Below are 20,934 nucleotides of genomic sequence, written 5' to 3'. Positions count from 1 at the left end.
TCGGGTTGTGCGGCATCGAACGAGGGCATCTCAGGAGCAGAGCGCGCCGCCGAGGCGCGTGCCCGCCCAGACCGCGACGAGGCACGTGGCCACGTTCAGCGCGACGTTTGCCGCCGCGGCCAGGCCGTTGCCCGCCTCGAGCAGCTGAAACGTCTCGTTGGAGAACGTCGAGAACGTGGAGAGCCCGCCGCAGAGCCCCACGGTGAGAAGCAGGCGCGCGGGCTCGGGCAGCGGAGAGGCCGCGTTCACGCCGCCCACCACGCCGATGACAAGCCCGGCGAGGACGTTGGCGACGAAGGTCCCCGCGGGCAGCCCCGGCAGGAGCGACGAGAGCGCCAGCCCCAGGCCCCAGCGCCCCACGCTGCCCACGGCGCCGCCCAGCGCCACGGCCGCAAGCTCGATCATGAACATCCCCCTCCCGGCCGGGGCGCGCCCTGGCCCGGCCTAGTCCAGCTCCTTGGCACCGGTCCAGAGCTGCCAGTACTCCCCGCGAAGCGCGAGGAGCTCCTCGTGCGTTCCGCGCTCCACGATGCGCCCGTGCTCCAGCACCATGATCGCGTCCGCGTTGCGGACCGTGGAGAGGCGGTGCGCGATCACGAAGACCGTGCGCCCCGCCATGAGGGCGTCCATGCCGCGCTGGATGAGCGCCTCGGTGCGCGTGTCGATGCTCGAGGTGGCCTCGTCGAGGATGAGCACCGGCGGGTCAGCCACCGCAGCGCGCGCGATGGCGAGGAGCTGCCGCTGCCCCTGCGAGAGGTTGGCGCCGTCGGCCACCACGGGCGTGTCGTAGCCGCGCGGCAGGCGCGAGATGAAGCCGTCCGCGTTGGCCACGCGCGCGGCGGCGCGGACCTCCTCGTCCGTGGCGTCGAGCTTGCCGAAGCGGATGTTCTCGGCGATGGTCCCCGAGAAGAGGTGCGTGTCCTGCAGCACGATGCCAAGCGAGCGGCGCAGAGAGGCCTTCTCGATGTCGCGCACGTCGATGCCGTCGTAGGTGATCACGCCGGAGCGCGTCTCATAGAAGCGGTTGATGAGGTTGGTGATGGTGGTCTTGCCCGCCCCCGTGGAGCCCACGAAGGCGATCTTCTGCCCCGGCTTGGCGTAGAGCGTGAGGTCCTTGAGGACCGTCTGGCCCTCCTCGTAGCCAAAGTCAACGTTGTAGAAGCGGACGTCTCCCTGGAGCGGCACGTGCTCGCCGTCGATGAGCCACGCCCAGCCGGCGGCGCCCGCCGCCACGCGGGCGGCCTCCACGTCGTCGGCGTGCTCGAGGCGCACCACGCCCTCGTCCACCTCGGGCGCGAGGCGCATCACGGAAAAGATGCGCTCGGCTCCCGCAAGCGCCGTGAGCAGGAAGTTGCCCTGCTGCGTGAACTGGTTGAGCGGGGCCGTGGCCTGTCGCACAAAGACGAGGTAGCTCGCGAGCGACCCCACGTCCATCTGCCCGCCCATGGCGAGCAGCGCGCCCAGGATGGTGACGATGGCGTAGTTGATGTAGCCCACGCACACGGTCACGGGCACCATCGTGGAGGCGTAGGCCTGCGCCGACGTGCCCGCCTCGCGCAGGCGCTCGTTGAGCTCGCGGAAGCCGGCGAGGTTGGCGGCCTCGTGGTTGAAGACCTTCACGACCTTCTGGCCTGAGATCATCTCCTCCACGTAGCCGTCGAGCGCGCCGAGCTCGTGCTGCTGGCGCGAGAAGAACCGCCGGCTCCGACCGCCCGAGAACCGCACGTAGAGCGCGATGCCCACGTCGCACGCCACCGTGACCAGCGTGAGCCGCCAGTCGAGCACCAGAAGCAGCGCCAGCGTGCCCACGATCTGCACGCCCGCCTGGACGAGGCTCGCAAAGCTGTTGTTGAGCGCCTCGGAGACCGTGTCCACGTCGTTGGTGAAGTAGCTCATCACGTCGCCGTGGCGGCTGCGGTCAAAGAAGGAGAGCGGCAGGCGCTCGATGTGGTCGAAGAGGTCGCGCCGGATGTCAAAGACCACGCGCTGCGCCGCGCGCACCATCGTCTGCGTGTAGCCCGCCGCCGACGCCACGCCCAGAAGATAGATGACCGCGGTCAGCGCCACGCCGGACGAGAAGGACGCGAAGTCGCCCTCCCCCACCGCGTTGACCACGGGCTTGATCATGTACGTGCCAAAGAGATTGGCGAGCGCGCTCACGGTGACGAGCACGGCCACCAAAAGGAGCATCCAGCGCGCATGGCTCATGTAGGAGAGGAGCGCCCTCAGCGTGGCGATCGGGTTGGTGGGGCGCGCGGGCGCCGCGGTCTGACGGGACGGCATCTACGCCACCTCCCCGCTGATCCCAGAGCCTATCTGGGACTCGTAGATCTCCTGGTAGATGGGGTCGCTCGCGAGAAGCTCCTCGTGGGTGCCCTGCGCGTGCACGCGCCCGTCGTCCAGCACCACGATCTTGTCGGCGTCCATCACGGAGGCCACGCGCTGGGCGATCACGATCTTGGTGACGTCAGTGAGCGTGGCCAGGTTCGCCCTGATCGTGGCGTCCGTGGCCATGTCCACGGCGCTCGTGGAGTCGTCGAAGATGAGGACGCGCGGACGCTTGAGCAGGGCGCGCGCGATGCAGAGGCGCTGGCGCTGGCCGCCCGAGACGCCCGCGCCGCCCTGGCCGAGGTCGCCGTCGAGCCCGCCGATGCGGTCCAGGAACTCGTCCGCGCAGGCGAGGCGGCACGCCTCGAGCATGTCCGCGTCCGAGGCGCCCGCGTCCCCCCAGGCGAGGTTCTCGCGCACGGTGCCCGAGAAGAGCACGTTCTTCTGCAGCACCACGCCCACCGCGTCGCGCAGGCGCGCGAGGTCGTAGTCGCGCACGTCACGCCCGCCAACGCGCACCACGCCCGAGCTCACGTCGTAGAGCCGGGCGATGAGCTGCACGAGCGTGGTCTTGCCCGAGCCCGTGCCGCCGAGGATGCCGATGGTGGACCCCGCCGGGAAGTCGAGGCAGACGTCCTCGAGCACGTTCTTCTCAGCCGTCGCCGCGTACTTGAAGCTCACGTGATCGAAGGAGACCGAGCCGTCGCGGACCGTGCGCTCGGCGGAGCGGGGCGAGGATATGGTGGGCTTCTCGTCCAGCACCTCGCCCACGCGCTCCACGCTCGTGACGGCGCGCGCGAGCAGCAAGAAGACGTTGGAGATCATCATGAGGGAGTTCACGATCTGCAGGACGTAGCTCATGAAGCCGGTGAAGGTGCCCACCGTGAGCGTGCCCGCGAGGATCATCTGGCCGCCGAGCCACATGATGCCCACGCACGTGGTGTACATCGTGGCCTGGAAGATCGGGAGGTTGAGCACGGCCGTGCGGAAGGTGCGCGTGGCCGTGGAGGCGAGGCGGGCGTTCACGTCCGCGAAGCGCTCGGCCACATGTCCTTCTCGCACGTAGGCCTTGATCACGCGGATGGCGGCGAGGTCCTCCTGCAGGGCGTCGTTCAGCTGGTCCATCACGCCCTGGAGCACGCGGTAGAGCGGGCCCACGCGGCGCACCACGAGAAAGACCGCCACCGCGAGCACCGGCATCACCACGAAGAACACCACCGCGAGCTCGGCGGACATGAGCGCGGCGCACGCGAGGCCCATCACCATGATCACGGGCCCGCGCACGAGGGGGCGCGTGCCGGAGACCAGGGCGTTCTGAACCACCGTGACGTCGGTGGTGAGGCGCGTCACGAGAGACGAGCTCTCGAAGTCGTCCAGGTTGGCGAAGGAGAACTCCTGCAGGTGGGCGTACTCGGCCTCGCGCAGGCGCGCGCCCAGACCCATGGCGGCGCGGGCCGAGAAGCGCGCGTAGAGAAAGCCCAGGCCGAGCGAGAGCAGCGCGCAGACGAGCATGCCGGCGCCGCCCCTGAGGACGGTCGCGAGGCTGCCGGCCATGATGCCCTCGTCCAGCACGTAGGCCATGAGCACGGGGATGAAGATCTCAAGCGAGGTCTCAACGGCCACGCAGAGCACGGCCAGGAGGAAGTCGCGGCGATACGGGCCCAGGTAGCGGGCGATGAGGCGGACGCCGTCCATCAGGCCTCGCCCCCCTCGGGCCCGCTGGCGGAGTCGGTGCCGTCGATGGCGCGCCAGAGGTTGGCCCGCACGCGGGCGAGAAGGCCGGCGAAGGCAGCGCGCTCCTCCTGCGAGAAGCCCGCGAGCATGACGCCCTCCTCCTGCGCGCAGATGGCGTCCCAGGCGTCCGAGGCGGCCTGGCCCCGCTCCGTGAGGGCGAGCATCTTCGTGCGGCGGTCGCGGCCGGGCGCGGAGGTCACAAAGCCCGCGCGCTCGAGGGAGTCGAACATGCGCGAGACGGCGCCCGGGTCGCACTCGAAGAAGTCGGCGACCTCACGCTGGCTGGACGGACCGTGAACGGCCAGGTAGACGAGCATCTTGGGCTGTCCGGGGCCGAGCCCGAGCCCGTCGACGCGCGGCCGCAGGTAGGTGCGCTGCGCGTGGAAGGCGCGCATGAGGCGCATGTGGAAGTCCTCGAGCGAGGACCCCCTCTTAGGGGTGGTCATGGAAACTCCTTGACACGTCAATGGTTGTCTATGCAAGGGTACTGTAAGCCGTTGCCGTGTCAAGGGTTAGCGGTTTGGGGAACGCCATGACGTCGCGGATGGAGTCCTCGCCGGCGAGCAGCATGCACACGCGGTCGAGGCCGAGCGCAAAGCCGCCCATCGGGGGCGCGCCGTACTCGAGGGCGTCCATCAGGAAGCCGAACTGCTCGCGGGCGCGCTCCACCGTGAAGCCCATGAGCTCGAGCATGTCGAGCTGCATCTGGGAGTTGTGGATACGCATGCCGCCGCCGCCCGCCTCGCAGCCGTCCATGACGAAGTCGTACGTGGCAGAGCCAATGGCCAGCGGGTCCGCCTTGATCTTCTCGACATCGAGCTCAGTGGGCAGGGTGAAGGGCTGGTGCTCGGCCTCGTAGCGCTTGGTCTCGTCGTCCCAGTGGAAGAGCGGGAAGTTGACCACCCAGAGGAAGTCGTGGCCCTCGCGCGGGACGTTCAGGGCGTTTGCCATGTGCAGGCGCATGCCGCCGAGGATCTCGTCGGCCGTCTTGCGGTCGGCCACGGCAAACATCACGAGGTCGCCCAGCTCGACGCCCATCTCCTCGCGCAGCGCCGCCATCTCCTCGTCGGAGAAGAACTTGACGATGGGGCTGTTCACGGAGCCGTCCTCGCGGAAAGCGATCCACGCGAGGCCCTTGGCGCCGAACTCGGCGGCGACGTTCGCCAGCTTGTCGATCTGCGCGCGCGGCCAAGCGCCGGCGCCCTTGGCGTTGATGGCCTTGACGTACTGGCCGTCGGTCGCGGCGGCGCTCGCGAAGAGCTTGAACTTGGAGGCCTGGAAGATGCCCGTCACGTCGTGGAGCTCCATGCCAAAGCGGGTGTCCGGCTTGTCGGAGCCGTAGGTGTCCATCGCGTCCCAGTAGTCCAGGCGACGCAGCGGGCAGGGCATCTCGACGCCCATCTTGGAGAAGGCGTCGGCCAGCACGTCCTCGAGCGCACCCATGACGTCGTCCTGCTCGACAAAGCTCATCTCGATGTCCACCTGCGTGAACTCGGGCTGGCGGTCGGCACGCAGGTCCTCGTCGCGGAAGCACTTGGCGACCTGGTAGTAGCGCTCAACGCCACCCACCATGAGGAGCTGCTTGAGCAGCTGAGGGGACTGCGGCAGCGCGTAGAAGTGGCCGGGCTGGGTGCGGGACGGCACGAGGAAGTCGCGCGCGCCCTCGGGGGTGGACTTGAAGAGCGCCGGCGTCTCCACCTCGAGGAACTCGCGGTCGTGCAGCGCCTGGCGCAGCGCGAAGGTGAAGTCGGAGCGCATCTTGAGGTTGGCCGTCATGCGCGGGCGGCGCAGGTCCAGGTAGCGGTAGCGCAGGCGGACGTCCTCGGAGGTGTCCACGTGGTCCTCGATCTGGAAGGGCGGCGTCTTGGAGGAGTTGAGGACCTCGATGGCATCGATAAGGACCTCGACCTCGCCGGTGGCGAGCTTGGGGTTGTCCATGCCCTCGGGGCGCTCGCGGACGGTGCCCGTGACCTTGATCGGCCACTCGGAGCGGATGGTCTCGGCCGCGTGGAACGCCTCGCCGCCTGAGTGCTCCGGGTCAAAGGAGACCTGCGTCACGCCGTCGCGGTCGCGCAGGTCAACAAAGATGAGGCCGCCGTGGTCGCGGCGGTGCCAGACCCAGCCGGTGAGCGTCACCTGCTGGCCGATGTGCTCGCGGCGCAGCTCGCCGCAGGTGTGGGTGTGCATGGTGTGTGAGTCCATGATTGCCTTTCTCGTCCTGCCGCCCCGTGCCGTACGGGCGGCGCCTGCCGGATGGCCGCGGCGCGCGTAGACGGCGCGCGGCGCAGCGGGGGTGATTGTACTACGGACCGAGTGGGCGTCGAGCGGGCGAAAGCAGACGGAAACCTGACAAACGACCCTGACACCTTTGTCAGGTTAACGTGCTACCCTAGCGGCGACCAATCGAAGGAGCGTCCATGCCCGCATACAAGACCGTGGTCTTCGACCTTGACGGAACCCTGCTCAACACCCTCTGCGACCTGCATCTCTCCACCAACGCCGCGCTCGGGGCGCACGGCATGCCGCCGCACACCCTCGACGACGTGCGCCGCTTCGTGGGCAACGGCATCCGCCTGCTCATCCACCGGGCCGTGCCCGCCGGCACGGACGCCGCCACGGAGGAGGCCGTCTACGAGGACTTCTGCGCGCACTACGCCGCGCACTGCGAGGATCACACCGGCCCCTACCCCGGCATCCCCGAGCTCCTGGCGCACCTGCGCGCGGCCGGCGTGCGCCTGGCCGTGGTCTCCAACAAGGGCGACTTTGCCGTGCAGGAGCTCATCGCGCGGCAGTTCCCGGGCACCTTCGACGCCGTGCTCGGGGAGAACGAGGCCGCGGGCATCCGCAAGAAGCCCGCGCCCGACATGGTCCTCGCCGCGCTCGAGCGCATGGGCGCCACGCGCGACGGCATGGTCTACGTGGGAGACTCCGAGGTGGACGTTGCAACCGCGCGGGCCGTGGGATGCAGCTGTCTTTCATGCACGTGGGGATTTCGCAGCCGCGACGAGCTCGTAGCGGCGGGGGCGACCACCCTCGTGGACACGCCCGACGAGCTGGAGCGCGTTCTTCTCGCCCGCGCTCAGTGAGCTCAGAGCCTACGCTCACCTAACATTTCCAGAACGGGCGCATAACGGAGGGCGAGACGGGTTATAGTTTCCCTATCGTCCATTTGGTAGTCCGGAGAAAGGAACCGCCATGGGAAAGAAGGCAGCAGAGGCCCTCGACATCAACTACGACGAGCTGGCCGAGTACCTGCACTGCAACCACTCGGTCTACATGAAGACCGGCTCCTCCATCTATTACCTGACCGACTGCAACTTCGAGTCCTGGCGCGCGCAGGACACGAGCCGCCGCAACGAGAAGGACCACTTCGTCGACTGCTCCGAGCTCGTCCCCACCGTCGACGAGTTCCTCGCCCTCCCCTTCATCAACGGCAAGACCATCAAGGACGTCTTCGACCACGCCACCTTCTTCGCCTCCATCTCCGGCGAGAAGGACTGACCTGACAAAGGTCCCGGGGGAAAATGTCATGAACGGGGCCGGAACCTCAGGGTTCCGGCCCCGATTCTGTACTCTGAATAACGCGCACTCGTGCAGGATTCTCAACTCGCCAACTGGAAAAACGCGAGAAGAACGTGCACGAGTGCGCGTTAATCGCGGAGAGGCACGCCGCCGGGCGGCCTCGGGCCGCCGAGCTACTCCTCGCCGAGGGCGGCGCGACCGTAGGCGTCGGCCGCGAGCATGGCGGAGGCGACCTTCTCGGGCGTGACCTCGAAGGGCATGTTGCCGAGGGTGTCGGTGGGCGCGCAGGCGAGCTTGGCCACCTCGAGCACACGCTCGTAGCTCGCGTCCTCGACGCCGAGCTGCGCGAACGTCACGGGCAGGCCGACCTCCACGCAGAAGTCGAGCACCTCGTAGAGCTCCTCGGCGTTCTCCAGCACGAGCTGCGTGAGCGTGCCAAAGGCGACCTTCTCGCCGTGGTAGTAGGCGTGGGTCTCGGGCAGGGCGGTCATGCCGTTGTGGATGGCGTGCGCGCCGGCCAGGCCCGCGGACTCGAAGCCCAGGCCGGAGAGCAGCGTGTTGGCCTCGATGATCTTCTCCACGGACTCGGTGCAGGCGCCGGCCTCGAGCGCGAGCTTGGCCTTGAGGCCGTCGGAGATGAGGGTCTCGTAGCAGAGGCGAGCGAGGGCCATGGCGGCCTCGGTCACGTGGCCGCCGGCGCAGGTGGTGGAGTCGGAGCGCTTGCAGGCGCGCGCCTCGAAGTAAGTGGCCAGGGCGTCGCCCATGCCGGAGACCGTCAGGCGCACCGGGCTCTTGGCAATGACCTCGGTGTCCATGAGCACGAGGTTGGGGTTCTGCTTGAAGAACTGATACTCCTTGAACTGGCCGTCGTCGGTGTAGATGACGGAGAGCGCCGAGCACGGGGCGTCGGTGGCGGCGATGGTGGGGACGATCACCACGGGCACGTCCACGGCCGCGGCCACGGCCTTGGCGGTGTCGAAGATCTTGCCGCCGCCCACGCCCACGACGACGTCGGCGCCGGACGCGCGCAGCACCTCGACGAGGCGGTCAATCTCTGCCTGGGAGCACTCGCCGTTGAAGTTGTCATAGGTGCAGGCCACGCCGGCCGCCTCGAGACTCGCCGTGATGGCGTCGCCGGAGCGGCGCAGGCCGCCCGCGGAGATGACCACGAGCGCGTGGGCGCCGTAGGCCTTGACGTACTCCCCGAGGCGGGCGAGCTCGCCGGGGCCCTGGACGTACTTGCTGGGGCTGATGAAGATGCGTGCCATGCTGTTCCTCCTGTCGCTGCCATATGAGAGGGCCCCGCACGCTCTTACGTACGGAGCCCTGATTGCTTTTTATCGTAACACCCTCGCAGGGGCGACGCTACTTCTTGGCCACGAGGAGCGGGTCGCCGATCTTGACGAGCGGGCGGTCGCCGATGAGCGTGCCCGAGGAGCCGACGTGACGGATCTTGGCGAAGCTGTCCGGGTTGGAGATGACGCAGGCGATGACCTCGTCACAGCCGGCGAGCTTGATGGCGTCGACGTCGAAGGTCATGATCGGCTGGCCGGCGTGGACCTCGTCGTTGGCCTCGACCAGCCGCTTGAAGCCGCGGCCCTTCATGTTGACGGTGCCGATGCCGATGTGGATGAGGACCTCGATCCCCTCGGGCGTGGCGATGCCGATGGAGTGGTTGGTCACCGTGGTGGCGCCGATGCGGCCGTTGACCGGCGAGTAGAGCACACCGTTGCCGGTGGGGAGGATGCCGTAGCCGTCGCCGATGAGGCCGGCGGAGATGATCTCGTCGTTGACCTCCTCGAGCGGGATGAGCACGCCCGAGACGGGGGCGTAGACGGTATCCGGGCGGGTGGCGAACGACGCCTCGGGGGGCGTGTACGTGCCGTCATCAGATACGAACTTGCTCTTGATCTTATCGAACAGTCCCATGGATACCTCCTGTCGCTTCCCTTCCATTGCTTCATGGTAACGATGTTGCATGCGTGTTTCAGGTTCATTCGGCCAGCGGCGCAGGCGGCCTGACAAAGGTGACAGGGTCGTTTGTCACGAAGCCGCTCGTGACAAACGACCCTGTCACCTTTGTCAGGTCAGGCGGCCCGTCAGCGGACGATGAGGCTGCGCGAGGTGAGATAGGTCACGAGGAAGTAGCCGCCGTAGAGGGCCACGACGAAGGCGACCGTCCCCACGAGCGCCGTGCCGATCTGGAAGCCGGTGAGCAGCGCCACGATGTCGTTCACCACGCTGAGCGCCACCGCCGCGTGCGCCACGGCCACCACCAGCGGGAAGAGGAAGTACACGCCGATCTGGGCGAGAAGAGCGCGGTTGATCATGCGTCGCTCGGCGCCGAGCTCGGCGAGGACGCGGTAGCGGCCCACGTTGTCCGCGGCCTCGGAGAGCTGCTGCAGGGCGAGCACCGTGGCGCAGTTCACGAGCAGGATCACGCCGATGTAGATGGCCAGGTAGGTGACCACGACGGTGGTGCCGGACGCCTGGTCGAGCAGGCTCTGGGCGGTCGTGCGCATCCAGACCGGCCAGGCGTCGAGCGTGGAGCCCTGGCCCATGATGTCTCCGTAGGCCTCGTCGGTCGCGGCGACGGCGGCGGCCTCCACCTCCGCGCGCTCGCCCGCGTACATGAGGTTCACCACGGTCGAGGTGGGTCCGGTGCCCTCCGGGACCAGGTCGTCGGGAACGATGAGCGCGCCCGACACCGTGCCGCCGGCGCTCGAGTCCGAGAAGGGCAGGCGCGCGAGCGGCTCTGCGGCGAAGCGCAGCGTCTGGCCTTGGACCTCGACCTCGGGGTTCTGCGCGACCACGGCCTCCCAGAGCTCGTCGAGAGACGACATGTCGTTCCAGAGCAGGCACTCGTCGTCCGCGAGCTCCACGTTCTTCTCGCCCAGCATCTGGGCCAGGGCGTTGTACTGCGAGACCGGCACGATGACGAGGTGCTGGTCCGTGTTGCCCTGCATCATGGTCTGCATGGTGGCGTTGCCCGTGAAGTCCGTGTTGGCGAAGAGCTCCTCCACCGTGGTGTCCACGAGCAGGTTGCCCTCGGCATCGTAGGTGTACTGGTTGACCTGGACGGCGTCGCGGAAGAGCTCGTCGTAGTCAGGGATGTCCGCGCGCAGGCGGGCGATGGCGTCGTAGCCGTCCGCCGCGGCGGGGCCCTCCTCGGGGTCGTCGGAGACGAGCGCCGAGGCCATGCCCATGGGATAGCTCACGAGCGACATGTCGTAGCGCGTGCCCACCTTGAGGCTCTCGTTCATGCCCGTTGCCACCGAGAAGCCCGTGCACACGCCGCAGATGGCGAGGAAGAGCATCGCGCACACCAGGGAGACGGAGAGCCACGCGGTGTTGATGCGGCTGTTGAGCTGGCGCATCACGAACATGTTGAGGCCGGAGAGGTAGGCGCGCGGGCTCGCCTGGAGCGCGCGCAGCGCAAAGCCGGAGATCGAGAAGAAGAAGAGCAGGGTGCCCACCGTGACCAGGCCCGTGGCGCTGGCGAAGTACGGGCCCTCCTCCATCATGCCGTGCTCGAGCAGGACCTTGTACGCCACGCCGATGAGCGCGAGCGACACGAGGAAGAGCACCACGGAGAGCGGCAGGCTGCGCAGGCGGACCTTCTCGCTCACCTTGTCCGCGTTGATGAGGTCGATGAGCTTGTAGCGGCTGACCGTGGTCACGTTGAAGACGAGCGTCACGAGGAAGATGCCCGCGAAGCACGCCATCGTGGAGAGGCACGCGGACGGCGAGAAGGCGAAGACGAAGCCCTTGATCGTAGCCTCGAAGAGCCCGGCCGTGACGTACATCATGACCTGCGAGAGGCCGATGCCCAAAAGCAGGCCCACCGCCAGCGCGACCACGCCCACGACGAGCGTCTCTATGACGACGATCCACGAGACGTGCCGGATGTCCATGCCCAGCGTGAGGTAGATGCCAAACTCGCGCTTGCGCCGCCGTATGAGGAAGCGGTTGGCGTAGACGACGAGAAACCCGAGGATGATGACGACGAACACGGAGACGCCGGAGAGGATGTCCGCGAGGGCCTGCACCATGCGGCGCTGGTCCTCGGCCATCTGCAGGACGGCGGCCTGGTCGGTGATGGACCCGAAGGCGTAGAACACGCAGACGCCGAAGGTGAGCGTGAGGAAGAAGACGGAGAAGTCCCGGAAGGACTTGCGGACGTTGCCGAGCGCGATCTTAGCGTACATCTGCGCCCTCCCCTCCCAGGAAGGACACGACGTCCATGATCTCGTCGAAGAAGGCCTTGCGGGTCTTGGCGCCGCGGACGATCTCGTTCCAGACGCGACCGTCCTTGAGGAAGAGGGCGCGGCGGGCATAGCTCGCGGCGAAGGAGTCGTGCGTGACCATGATAATGGTGGCGCCGTCGGCGTTCAGGGCCTCGAGGCTCTCGAGCAGGCGGCGGGAGTTCTTGGAGTCGAGCGCGCCCGTGGGCTCGTCTGCGAGCACGAGCGAGGGGTCGGTCACGATGGCGCGGGCGGCGGCCACGCGCTGCTTCTGGCCGCCGGACATCTCGTGCGGGAACTTGTCGAGCACGTCCGCGACGCCGAGGCGCTCCGCCACGCCGCCCACGCGCGCGACGACCTCCTTGGCCGGGGTGTGGTTGATCGTGAGCGCAAGCGCGATGTTCTCGCGCGCGGTGAGGGTGTCGAGCAGGTTTGAGTCCTGGAAGACAAAGCCCAGGCGCTCGCGGCGAAACTTCGAGAGCTGCCCCGGGCGCAGCGCGGTGATGTCCTGCCCGTCCACGTAGATGTGGCCGGAGGTGGGCCGGTCGATCGTGGAGATGCAGTTCAGAAGCGTGGTCTTGCCCGAGCCCGACGGGCCCATGATGGCGATGTACTCGCCCGCCGCCACCTCGAAGGACACGCCGTCGAGGGCGCGCGTGACGTTTGAGCGGCTGCCGTAAAGCTTCTCGACGTCCTGGCAGATGAGGACCGGTCGTTCTGATCTGATGTGAGCGGGTGCCATGGGGGCTCCTCTCGTGTGGCCGTCTGGTACAGGACCATACTCGCCCGGCGAGAAGGACGGCGCCATCGGACGGGCTTATCGGCGCCTTATGCTTTCGTAAGGTTGGTGGCCCAAATGGGGACGGGCCATCTCTCTCAGAGTTTTTGGGTCACGCGCGGTCGACCATGTCGGGGAAGAACAGGTACACCGTGGTGCCCGCGCCCTCCTCGGACTCCAGCGCGGTGCGCACGCCCATCTTCTCGCAGAGCTCCCGCACGAGGTAGAGGCCCATGCCGGTGGAGCGGGCAAAGCGGCGGCCGTTCTCGCCCGTGAAGCCCTTGTCAAAGACGCGGCCCACGTCCGAGACCGGGATGCCCACGCCGTCGTCGGCGATCGCGAGCACCGTCTCCCACGCGTCGAGGCCCGTGTCGCGCCGCGTGGCCGTGATGCGCACGCGGCCGCGCCCGTCCTTGTCGCTGCGGTACTTGGCGCTGTTCACGAGCGCCTGGCCGATCACGAAGGAGAGCCACTTGGGGTCGGCGTGCACCGTGAGGTCGAGCCCCTCCAGCTCCGGCGTCACGCGCGCCCCGATCAGCGTGCGCGCCTTGTGGCGCAGCGCGTCGCGCACCACGTCGGCGAGCAGGACCTCGCGAATCTGGAAGTCGCGCTCGAGCGAGGTGCCGCGCGAGTAGTAGAGCGCCTGCTCGACGTAGCCCTCGATGGCGTCTACCTCCGCGTCCATGGCGTCCACCTCGGGGGCGGGGTTGTTCCTCGCGATGAGGTGCGCCGCGGCGATGGGCGTCTTGATCTCGTGCACCCAGGTCTCCACGTACTCGCGGTACTCGCGCTGCCGGCGGCGCGCCAGGGCGATCCGGTCGCGCATGGCCTTTGACTCGCGGTCGAGCGCGTCGTAGAAGATCTCGCCCTCGAGAAAGCCCGGACGGTCGATGAGCTCCGTGGCGAGATACGCCTCGTCGAGCGAGTCGAGCAGGTCGGTGAGCCGCAGGTAGAACGTGCGCCGGTGCAGCCAGTCGAGCAGCAGGGCCACGGCGGCAGCGAGCACGAGCACCGCGCAGACAAAGCCCACGGCCGCGGGGTCGAGGCCGTAGACGGTCATGACGAGCGCGACGAACGCGAGCGCCATCGCCCCCACGGCGAGCGGCACCAGCCGGTCGGCGACGTATGCGCCAAACGTCATGTTCCCTCCCAGCCGACAGGGGTGCCGACAAAGGTGTCAGGGCATTTTGTCATGAAAAAGCATGACAAAATGCCCTGACACCTTTGTCAGCACCTACTCCACCAGATAGCCCATACCGCGCTTGGTGAGCACGTAGTCCTCGACGCCGATCTTGGCGAGCGTGGCGCGTAGGTGGGAGACGTTCACGGTGAGCGTGTTGTCGTCCACGAACTCGTCCGAGGCCCAGAGCTCCTCCTGGATGCGCTGGCGGCTCACCACCGCGCCGGCGTTGCGCATGAGCAGCGCCAGGATGCGCAGCTCGTTCTTCGTGAGCTCGGCGGTATGGCCCTCGTAGCTCACGCGGCAGCGCGCCGTGTCCAGCGCCACGCCCCCGTGGCAGATCTCCGCCGCGGCAGCGCCCTCGCCGTAGCTGCGCTTGAGGACCGTCGCCACGTGGGCGAGAAGGACCTGGTCGTTGTAGGGCTTGGGCACGAAGTCGTCCGCGCCGAGGGAGAGCGTGAGCAGCTCGTCCATGTCGTTGTCGCGGCTCGTCACCACGATGATGGGCACGTCGCTCGTGCGGCGCACCTCGCGGCAGACGTACTGGCCGTCAACGCCAGGCAGGTTGAGATCCAGGAGCACGAGGTCGGGCGCGGCGGAGAGGATCTTCGCCGCGGTGTCCGCGAAGTCCGTGAGCGCCACGGCCTCGTAGCCGTTGCGCTCGAGAAGGACGCAGAGCTCGTCGCGCAGCCGGGCGTCGTCCTCCACCACCAAAAGGCGTCTCATGGGGCCTCCTGTCCGCAGGTTCTTCTCGCCACGAGGGTAGCACAGCGGCGCGACGGACCGAGGGGGACGCCGGCGCGGGCGGCGGGCGCTGCGTCCGAGGGGGTCATGGCGGCCCCATCGCCCGGCGCGTTGCCGAAACTGGGGTCATGGCAATCGGTCCAGACCGCCACCTGCGCGTTCTTCTCGCCCCGCTGCGCTTTTCGGGGCTATGGCAGCCGTGCCGCTGCCATAGCCCCCATCCGCGCAACGCCCATCCGCCCCGGATTGCCACGACCCCCAAAGCCGCAACGCTACGTCACATGAACGTTACCGGACGCGAAGTCGCGCGCCCTTCTTTGCACGCCCGCGTCTATCATGTTCCTCACATGTGACAAGACCGAAAGGCTCCCCATGACCATCGTCGACATGCTGCGCGCGAACGCCGAGAAGTACCCGAGCGAGGTGGCCCTCGTCGAGGTCAACCCCGAGCGGCGCGAGAACCGCCACATCACCTGGCGCGACTACGACCTCGTGGAGACCACCGACGACGAGCCGTTCCGCCGCGAGATGACGTGGTCGGTCTTTGACGAGAAGGCCAACCGCTTTGCCAACCTGCTGCTGTCCCGCGGGGTGCGCAAGGACGACAAGGTGGCCATCCTGCTCTACAACTGCATCGAGTGGCTGCCGCTCTACTTTGGCGTCCTCAAGAGCGGCGCCACGGTGGTGCCGCTCAACTTTCGCTACTCCTCGGACGAGATCGAGTACTGCCTGGACAAGGCGGACGTGAACATCCTGGTGTTTGGCCCGGAGTTCATCGGGCGCGTCGAGGACATCGTGGACCGCATCCAGGCGGGGAGGCTCCTCTTCTACGTGGGCGACGACTGCCCCACCTGGGCGGAGAGCTACCGCGAGCTGGCGAGCCTGTGCTCCTCGGCGGACCCGCGCGTGCCCCTCTCCGAGCGCGAGGACGCGGCCATCTACTTCTCCTCCGGCACCACGGGCTTTCCCAAGGCGATCCTCCACAACCACGAGAGCCTCACGCAGGCGGCCGAGATGGAGCAGCGCCATCACGGGCAGACCCACGACGACGTGTTCCTGTGCATCCCGCCGCTCTACCATACGGGGGCCTGCATGCACTGGATGGGAAGCCTCATGGTGGGCGGCCGCGGCGTGCTCTTGCGCGGCGTCTCTCCCAAAACGGTGCTCGAGACCGTCTCGAACGAGGGCTGCACCATCGTGTGGCTGCTCGTGCCGTGGGCGCAGGACATCCTCGTGGCGCTTGAGGAGGGGACGGTGCGCCTGGAGGACTACCGGCTCGACCAGTGGCGGCTCATGCACATCGGCGCGCAGCCGGTCCCCGCGAGCCTCATCCAGCGCTGGCGCGCGGTCTTCCCGCACCACGACTACGACACCAACTACGGGCTCTCGGAGTCCATGGGCCCCGGCTGCGTGCACCTGGGCGTAGAGAACGTCGACCACGTGGGCGCCATCGGTGTGCCGGGATACCGCTGGGAGTGCAAGATCGTGGACGAGCGCGGCGCCGAGGTGGGCACCGACGAGGTGGGCGAGCTCTGCGTGAAGGGCCCCGGCCTCATGGAGTGCTACTACAAGGACCCCGAGGCCACGGCCGAGACGCTCGTTGACGGCTGGCTCCACACCGGCGACATGGCCCGGCGCGACACCGAGGGGTTCTACTGGCTCGTGGACCGCAAGAAGGACGTCATCATCACGGGCGGCGAGAACCTCTACCCGGTGCAGATCGAGGACTACCTCATGGGGCACCCCGCGATCAAGGACGTGGCCGTGATCGGCCTGCCCGACGAGCGCCTGGGAGAGATTGCCGCCGCCATCATCGAGCTCAAGCCCGACGCCGCCCCCCTCACCGAGGAGGACGTGGACCGCTTCTGCAAGGGCCTGCCGCGCTACAAGCGTCCGCGTCGCGTGATCTTTGCGCCCGTGCCGAGAAACCCGACGGGCAAGATAGAGAAGCCGGCGCTTCGCGCGAAGTACGGGGCCGACGCCCTCGTCGCCCGCGAGACCCGCCACTAGGCGTGCAAGGGGGACGGGCGTGCAAAAGTGACTGTCCCCCTTGCACGCCTGCCCCCCTTGCACAACCGCAGGAAAGGAGAGACATGGACAAGCACCTCATGTCCGGAAACGAGGCCATCGCCCAGGGCGCCTGGGAGGCGGGCGTGGCCGTGGGCGTGGGCTACCCCGGCACGCCGTCCACCGAGACGCTCGAGGCCCTCGTGCGCCACGAGGACGTCTACTGCGAGTGGTCCCCCAACGAGAAGGTCGCCTTCGAGGTGGCGCTGGGCGCCGCCATCGCCGGCGTGCGCTCGCTCGTCACGATGAAGCACGTGGGCGTCAACGTGGCCGCCGACCCCTTCATGGCCGCCGCGTCCACCGGTGTGAACGCCGGCCTCGTGCTCCTGGCCGCGGACGACCCGTCCTGCTACTCGTCCCAGAACGAGCAGGACTCGCGCTTCTACGCCGCCTTCGGCCGCATCCCCTGCCTCGACGTGGCCGACTCGCAGGACGCCTACGAGATGACGCGCGCCGCCTTTGCGCTCTCCGAGCGCTTCGACACGCCGGTCATGCTGCACGAGACCATGCGCATCGCCCACACCCGCACGCTGGTGGCGCCCGCCGGCGCGCGCGAGGCCGTGGCCCCGCGCGACTACGCGGACGACATCCCCAAGTACGTCATGATGCCGGCCAACGCCGTCAAGCGCCGCGCCGTGGTGGACGAGCGCCAGGCAGAGCTCGAGGCCTATGCCGAGACCTGCCCGTTCAACCACGTGGAGATGCGTGACGAGAAGATCGGCGTCATCTGCGCCGGCGCCGTCTACCAGCACGTCCGCGAGGCGCTGCCCGAGGCCTCCACGTTCAAGCTGGGCCTTTCCTGGCCGCTGCCGGCACGGGCCCTCGCCGACTTCGCCGCGTCCGTGGACGCCTGCTACGTGGTGGAGGAGGCGAGCGACTACTTCTCCTCGCACGTCCGCGCCCTCGGCATCCAGCTCGCCGAGCCGGCCGCCGGCGCCCTGCCCGTGGCCGGCGAGCTCAAGCCCGAGCTCATTCGCACGGCCTTTGGCGTCGAGCAGCCCGCGCACCTCGCACCCGCCACGGACCTCCCGCCGCGCCCGCCGGCGTTCTGCCCGGGCTGCCCGCACCGCCTGGTCTTCTGCGAGCTGCGCCGGCTCAAGGCCATCGTCACCGGCGACATCGGCTGCTACACGCTCGGCGCCGTCGCGCCCTACGGCGCGTGCCACACGGTCATCGACATGGGCGCCTCGCTCTCCATGGCGCACGGCATGGAGCTCGCCCGCGCGCAGGAGCGCACGGGACGCCCCGTCGTGGGCGTCATCGGCGACTCCACCTTCGCGCACTCCGGCATCACGAGCATGCTCGGCACCATCTACAACGGCGGCACCGGCACCCTCTGCATCCTGGACAACCGCACCACCGCCATGACCGGCACGCAGGGCAACCCCGTGAACGGCGTCACCCTCACGGACAGCTCGCACAAGATCGGCCCGCTCGACAACCCCACCGGCACGGCGCTCGACCTGCTGGCCCTGTGCCGCGCGATGGGCGTTGAGGACGTGGTTCAGGTGGACGCGCAGGACCTCCAGGCCGTGCGCTCCGCCCTCAAGGCCGCGACGGCCGCCACCGACCGCCTCTCCGTCATCGTCTTCAAGGCGCCGTGCCGCCTCATCGACCGCAGCCGCGGCAAGGAGCCCACGATCCGCAACTGCCGCGCGTGCGGGCAGTGCGTCAAAATCGGCTGCCCCGCGCTCGGGCGCGCCAAGGACGGCACGGCCGTGATCGACCCCACCCAGTGCGTGGGGTGCGACCAGTGCGTCCAGTCCTGCCCGTTCGGCTGCATCACGAAGGAGTAGCAATGGCAGATACCGAGAAGAGCGTGCAAAGGGGACAGGCACTTTTGCACGGAACCAAGACAATCCTCCTCGTGGGCGTGGGCGGCCAGGGCACCATCCTCGCGGGCAAGCTCCTCGCCACGGTGGCCGCCGAGGCCGGGCTCGACGTCAAGGTCTCCGAGATCCACGGCATGAGCCAGCGCGGCGGCTCGGTGAGCACGGTCATCCGCCTGGGCGAGCACGTCTCCACCATGGTCTGCGACGACGGCTGCGCCGACGTGGTGGTGGCCTTCGAGGCCGTGGAGGCCCTGCGCGCCCAGCACTACCTCGCCGTGGGCGGCCGCATGTTCGTGAACGACGAGGAGATCACGCCCGTCTCCGTGAACATCGGCAACTTCACGATGCCCGAGGGCGTGGGCGAGCGCCTGCGCGAGCTCGGCGCCCACCTGCTTGACGCCGGCGTCATCGCGCGCGGCCTGGGCGCCCCGCGCTCCACCAACGTGGTCCTCGTGGGAGCGCTCTCCACGGCGCTGCCCTTCGACGCCGAGCTCTGGCGCGACGCGGTGCGCCGCTGCGTGCCGCCCGCGACGGTGGACGCCAACCTCGCGGCCTTCGACGCCGGGCGCGACGCGGCCCTTCGCGGCGCCGCCCGCTGACCTGACAAAGGTGTCAGGGTAGTTTGTCATAAAAACGACGTGGCCCCGGCCGCCCGAGTGGCGCGGCCGGGGCCCTTCTCGTCTGGTGGGCTGGCGCGTCCCCCGACCACGCCAACCCATTGCGTTCGGGGGATGTAAAGCAATCATACCCCATTTTCCTGCTCGCATTCCCTCACGACTCGTCAGCCGCCCGAGCGGATGCCGCGACGCGCCCTTCTCCCCGAGCAAAACCGACCGTCCGCGAACGCGCCGCGCTCGCGGGGGGCCGCACGCGGTAGGCTCTTGTAATCCGCAAGTAAGCCGACTTAGGTGGTGATTTCCATGGGTCAGTACGTCGTGGTTGAGAACGAGGGCCGCTACTGCTTCAACCTCTGCGCCTCCAACGGGCACATCCTCATGTCCTCAATCATCTTCCCGTCCAAGGATGAGTGCCTGCACGGAATCGAGTGCGTGCGCTCCTCCGCCGCCGAGGCGGAGATCGAGGACAGCACCATCGACGCCTTCGACCGCGAGGCATCGCCCAAGTTCCGCATCTACGAGGACTTCGACGGCCACTTCTTCTTCCGCTTCATCACGCACGAGGCGGGAGACATCGCGCGCTCCCACACCTATGAGCTCAAGGAGTCCCTGCTCAGGCGCATAGAGCGCACGCGCGCGGAGGCGGACTCCTCCCTTGCCGCAGACGAGAACTAGCGCCTGGCACAAAGAATGTCGACTCGGCACGCCCCCGGGACCTGCATGCCCGGGGGCGTCTGCGAGTTGGGGACAGTCCCCAATTTGCAGAAAAGTTTTATGTGATTTGGGGGCTGTCCCCAATTTGCAGACCCACCTCGCAGACACAGGGAGGAAGCCATGGACATGACGGGCGTGCGGCTCACGGAGCTCGTGGAGGCGGCGGGGTGCGCGGCAAAGATTGCGCCGGGCGAGCTCGCGGGCGTGCTGGCCGGGCTGCCGCGCCTGGACGCGCCCGAGCTCGTGGTGGGCTTCGACGCATCCGACGACGCCTGCGTGTGGGACCTCGGCGACGGTCGCGGCCTCATCTCCACCACGGACTTCTTCCCGCCGATGGTGGACGACCCGTTCCTGTTTGGTCAGGTCGCGGCCACCAACGCCCTCTCCGACGTCTACGCGATGGGCGGCTCCCCCGCCCTTGCGCTGAACCTCCTCTGCTTTCCCAACTGCCTGGGCATAGAGGTCGCCGGGCAGATCCTCGCCGGGGGCGCCGAGCAGTGCCGGCGCGCCGGGTGCGTGGTCGCGGGCGGCCACTCGATCAACGACCACGAGCCCAAGTACGGGCTTGCCGTGACGGGCTTTGTGCGCCTGGACGAGCGCCTGGAGAACGGCGGCGCACGAGCCGGAGACGCGCTCGTGCTCACCAAGGCGCTCGGCACGGGCATCCTCACCACCGCGCACAAGGGCGGCATCCTGGACGACGCCGGCCTCGCCGTGGCCACGGACTCCATGACCACCCTGAACGAGGCGCCCATCCGCCTGGCCCGCGAGCTGGGCTGCTGGCCGCACGCAGCCACCGACGTCACGGGCTTCTCGCTCATGGGCCATGCCTGCGAGATGGCGGAGGCCTCGGGCGTCACGCTCTCGGTGGACGCCGCCGCCGTGCCCGTCATGGCACGCGCCCGCGAGATGGCGCGCATGGGACTCATCCCCGCCGGCGCCTACCGCAACCGGGACTTCTTCGGGCCGCGCGTGGCGCTGGCGGAGGGGCTGCCGCTCGACCTCGCCGACGTGCTCTTTGACCCGCAGACCTCGGGCGGCCTGCTCCTGGCGCTGCCCGAGTCAGGCTCGGAGCGCCTGGCGGGCGCCCTGCGCGAGGAGGGCCTTCCCGCGGCCGTCATCGGTCGCGCCCTCCCCCGCGGCGAGAAGAGCGTGGTCGTGGCGTAGGCCCCGC

18 protein-coding genes are annotated in these 20,934 nt (G+C 68.5%); 7 read left to right on the top strand and 11 right to left on the bottom strand.

Features of this window, described 5'->3' with window-relative positions:
- Nucleotides 1-30: 30 nt before the first annotated feature.
- The 5 genes from crcB to aspS are packed head-to-tail and all read right to left on the bottom strand — an operon-like array spanning nt 31 to nt 6,264.
- Entirely contained in the window at nt 31-405 is a 375-nt protein-coding gene (crcB, locus tag H6A23_RS05280; protein ID WP_204831149.1) for a fluoride efflux transporter CrcB, read from the bottom strand.
- A gap of 39 nt (nt 406-444) precedes the next feature.
- On the bottom strand, nt 445-2,283 hold the full coding sequence (locus H6A23_RS05275; RefSeq protein WP_204831148.1) for an ABC transporter ATP-binding protein: 1,839 nt from the start codon (nt 2,281-2,283) through the stop codon (nt 445-447).
- Nucleotides 2,284-4,023 (bottom strand): ABC transporter ATP-binding protein, encoded by a 1,740-nt coding sequence (locus tag H6A23_RS05270; RefSeq protein ID WP_204831147.1) that lies wholly within the window; start codon nt 4,021-4,023, stop codon nt 2,284-2,286. It lies immediately after the preceding gene.
- On the bottom strand, nt 4,023-4,508 hold the full coding sequence (locus tag H6A23_RS05265) for a MarR family winged helix-turn-helix transcriptional regulator (protein WP_204831146.1): 486 nt from the start codon (nt 4,506-4,508) through the stop codon (nt 4,023-4,025). Before H6A23_RS05265 ends, H6A23_RS05270 begins: the two co-directional genes overlap by 1 nt.
- A 28-nt stretch (nt 4,509-4,536) precedes the next feature.
- Complete coding sequence (gene aspS / locus H6A23_RS05260) at nt 4,537-6,264, bottom strand: aspartate--tRNA ligase (RefSeq protein ID WP_204831145.1); 1,728 nt, start codon at nt 6,262-6,264, stop codon at nt 4,537-4,539.
- A gap of 215 nt (nt 6,265-6,479) precedes the next feature.
- Between aspS and H6A23_RS05255 the strand changes: the two genes are divergently transcribed.
- Both H6A23_RS05255 and H6A23_RS05250 read left to right on the top strand, forming a co-directional pair.
- Nucleotides 6,480-7,148, top strand: a complete 669-nt coding sequence (locus H6A23_RS05255; RefSeq protein ID WP_204831144.1) for an HAD family hydrolase — start codon at nt 6,480-6,482, stop codon at nt 7,146-7,148.
- 109 nt (nt 7,149-7,257) lie between these two features.
- A complete protein-coding gene (locus H6A23_RS05250) occupies nt 7,258-7,563 on the top strand; it encodes a CDP-alcohol phosphatidyltransferase (protein WP_204831143.1) in 306 nt (101 codons plus the stop codon).
- Between the two features lie 194 nt (nt 7,564-7,757).
- Here the strand turns inward: H6A23_RS05250 and H6A23_RS05245 are convergent, their stop codons facing one another.
- From H6A23_RS05245 to H6A23_RS05220, 6 genes are all read right to left on the bottom strand, one after another.
- Nucleotides 7,758-8,852, bottom strand: a complete 1,095-nt coding sequence (locus tag H6A23_RS05245; protein ID WP_204831142.1) for a glycerol dehydrogenase — start codon at nt 8,850-8,852, stop codon at nt 7,758-7,760.
- Between the two features lie 97 nt (nt 8,853-8,949).
- Nucleotides 8,950-9,513 carry a PTS sugar transporter subunit IIA gene (locus H6A23_RS05240; protein ID WP_204831141.1) on the bottom strand — a complete coding sequence of 188 codons (564 nt, stop codon included), beginning with the start codon at nt 9,511-9,513 and terminating at the stop codon, nt 8,950-8,952.
- Between the two features lie 170 nt (nt 9,514-9,683).
- Nucleotides 9,684-11,792, bottom strand: a complete 2,109-nt coding sequence (locus H6A23_RS05235) for an ABC transporter permease (RefSeq protein WP_204831140.1) — start codon at nt 11,790-11,792, stop codon at nt 9,684-9,686.
- The gene (locus H6A23_RS05230; RefSeq protein ID WP_204831139.1) at nt 11,782-12,570 is read right to left on the bottom strand and encodes an ABC transporter ATP-binding protein; all 789 of its coding nucleotides are present in this window, start codon (nt 12,568-12,570) and stop codon (nt 11,782-11,784) included. Before H6A23_RS05230 ends, H6A23_RS05235 begins: the two co-directional genes overlap by 11 nt.
- A gap of 148 nt (nt 12,571-12,718) precedes the next feature.
- Entirely contained in the window at nt 12,719-13,747 is a 1,029-nt protein-coding gene (locus tag H6A23_RS05225) for a sensor histidine kinase (RefSeq protein WP_204831138.1), read from the bottom strand.
- Nucleotides 13,748-13,840: 93 nt separating this feature from the next.
- Nucleotides 13,841-14,512: a response regulator transcription factor gene (locus H6A23_RS05220; protein ID WP_204831137.1), complete on the bottom strand. Its 672-nt coding sequence runs from the start codon at nt 14,510-14,512 to the stop codon at nt 13,841-13,843.
- A 390-nt stretch (nt 14,513-14,902) separates the two neighbouring features.
- Between H6A23_RS05220 and H6A23_RS05215 the strand changes: the two genes are divergently transcribed.
- The 5 genes from H6A23_RS05215 (at nt 14,903) to selD (ending at nt 20,927) form a co-directional block, all read left to right on the top strand.
- Nucleotides 14,903-16,540: a class I adenylate-forming enzyme family protein gene (locus H6A23_RS05215; RefSeq protein ID WP_204831136.1), complete on the top strand. Its 1,638-nt coding sequence runs from the start codon at nt 14,903-14,905 to the stop codon at nt 16,538-16,540.
- 83 nt (nt 16,541-16,623) lie between these two features.
- Nucleotides 16,624-18,393, top strand: coding sequence for a thiamine pyrophosphate-dependent enzyme (locus H6A23_RS05210; RefSeq protein WP_204831135.1), 1,770 nt, complete (start codon nt 16,624-16,626; stop codon nt 18,391-18,393).
- Between the two features lie 2 nt (nt 18,394-18,395).
- On the top strand, nt 18,396-19,028 hold the full coding sequence (locus H6A23_RS05205) for an indolepyruvate oxidoreductase subunit beta (protein WP_204831134.1): 633 nt from the start codon (nt 18,396-18,398) through the stop codon (nt 19,026-19,028).
- Between the two features lie 321 nt (nt 19,029-19,349).
- Entirely contained in the window at nt 19,350-19,721 is a 372-nt protein-coding gene (locus H6A23_RS05200) for a DUF1508 domain-containing protein (RefSeq protein WP_204831133.1), read from the top strand.
- 165 nt (nt 19,722-19,886) lie between these two features.
- Nucleotides 19,887-20,927 (top strand): selenide, water dikinase SelD, encoded by a 1,041-nt coding sequence (gene selD, locus H6A23_RS05195; RefSeq protein WP_286165841.1) that lies wholly within the window; start codon nt 19,887-19,889, stop codon nt 20,925-20,927.
- Nucleotides 20,928-20,934: the final 7 nt, after the last annotated feature.

Origin of the sequence: Olsenella uli (assembly GCF_016900775.1) — a bacterium.
Taxonomy (GTDB): Bacteria; Actinomycetota; Coriobacteriia; order Coriobacteriales; family Atopobiaceae; genus Thermophilibacter; species Thermophilibacter uli_A.
The sequence above is the reverse complement of the archived record's forward strand: the minus strand, read 5'-3'. Positions and strand labels throughout refer to the sequence as shown.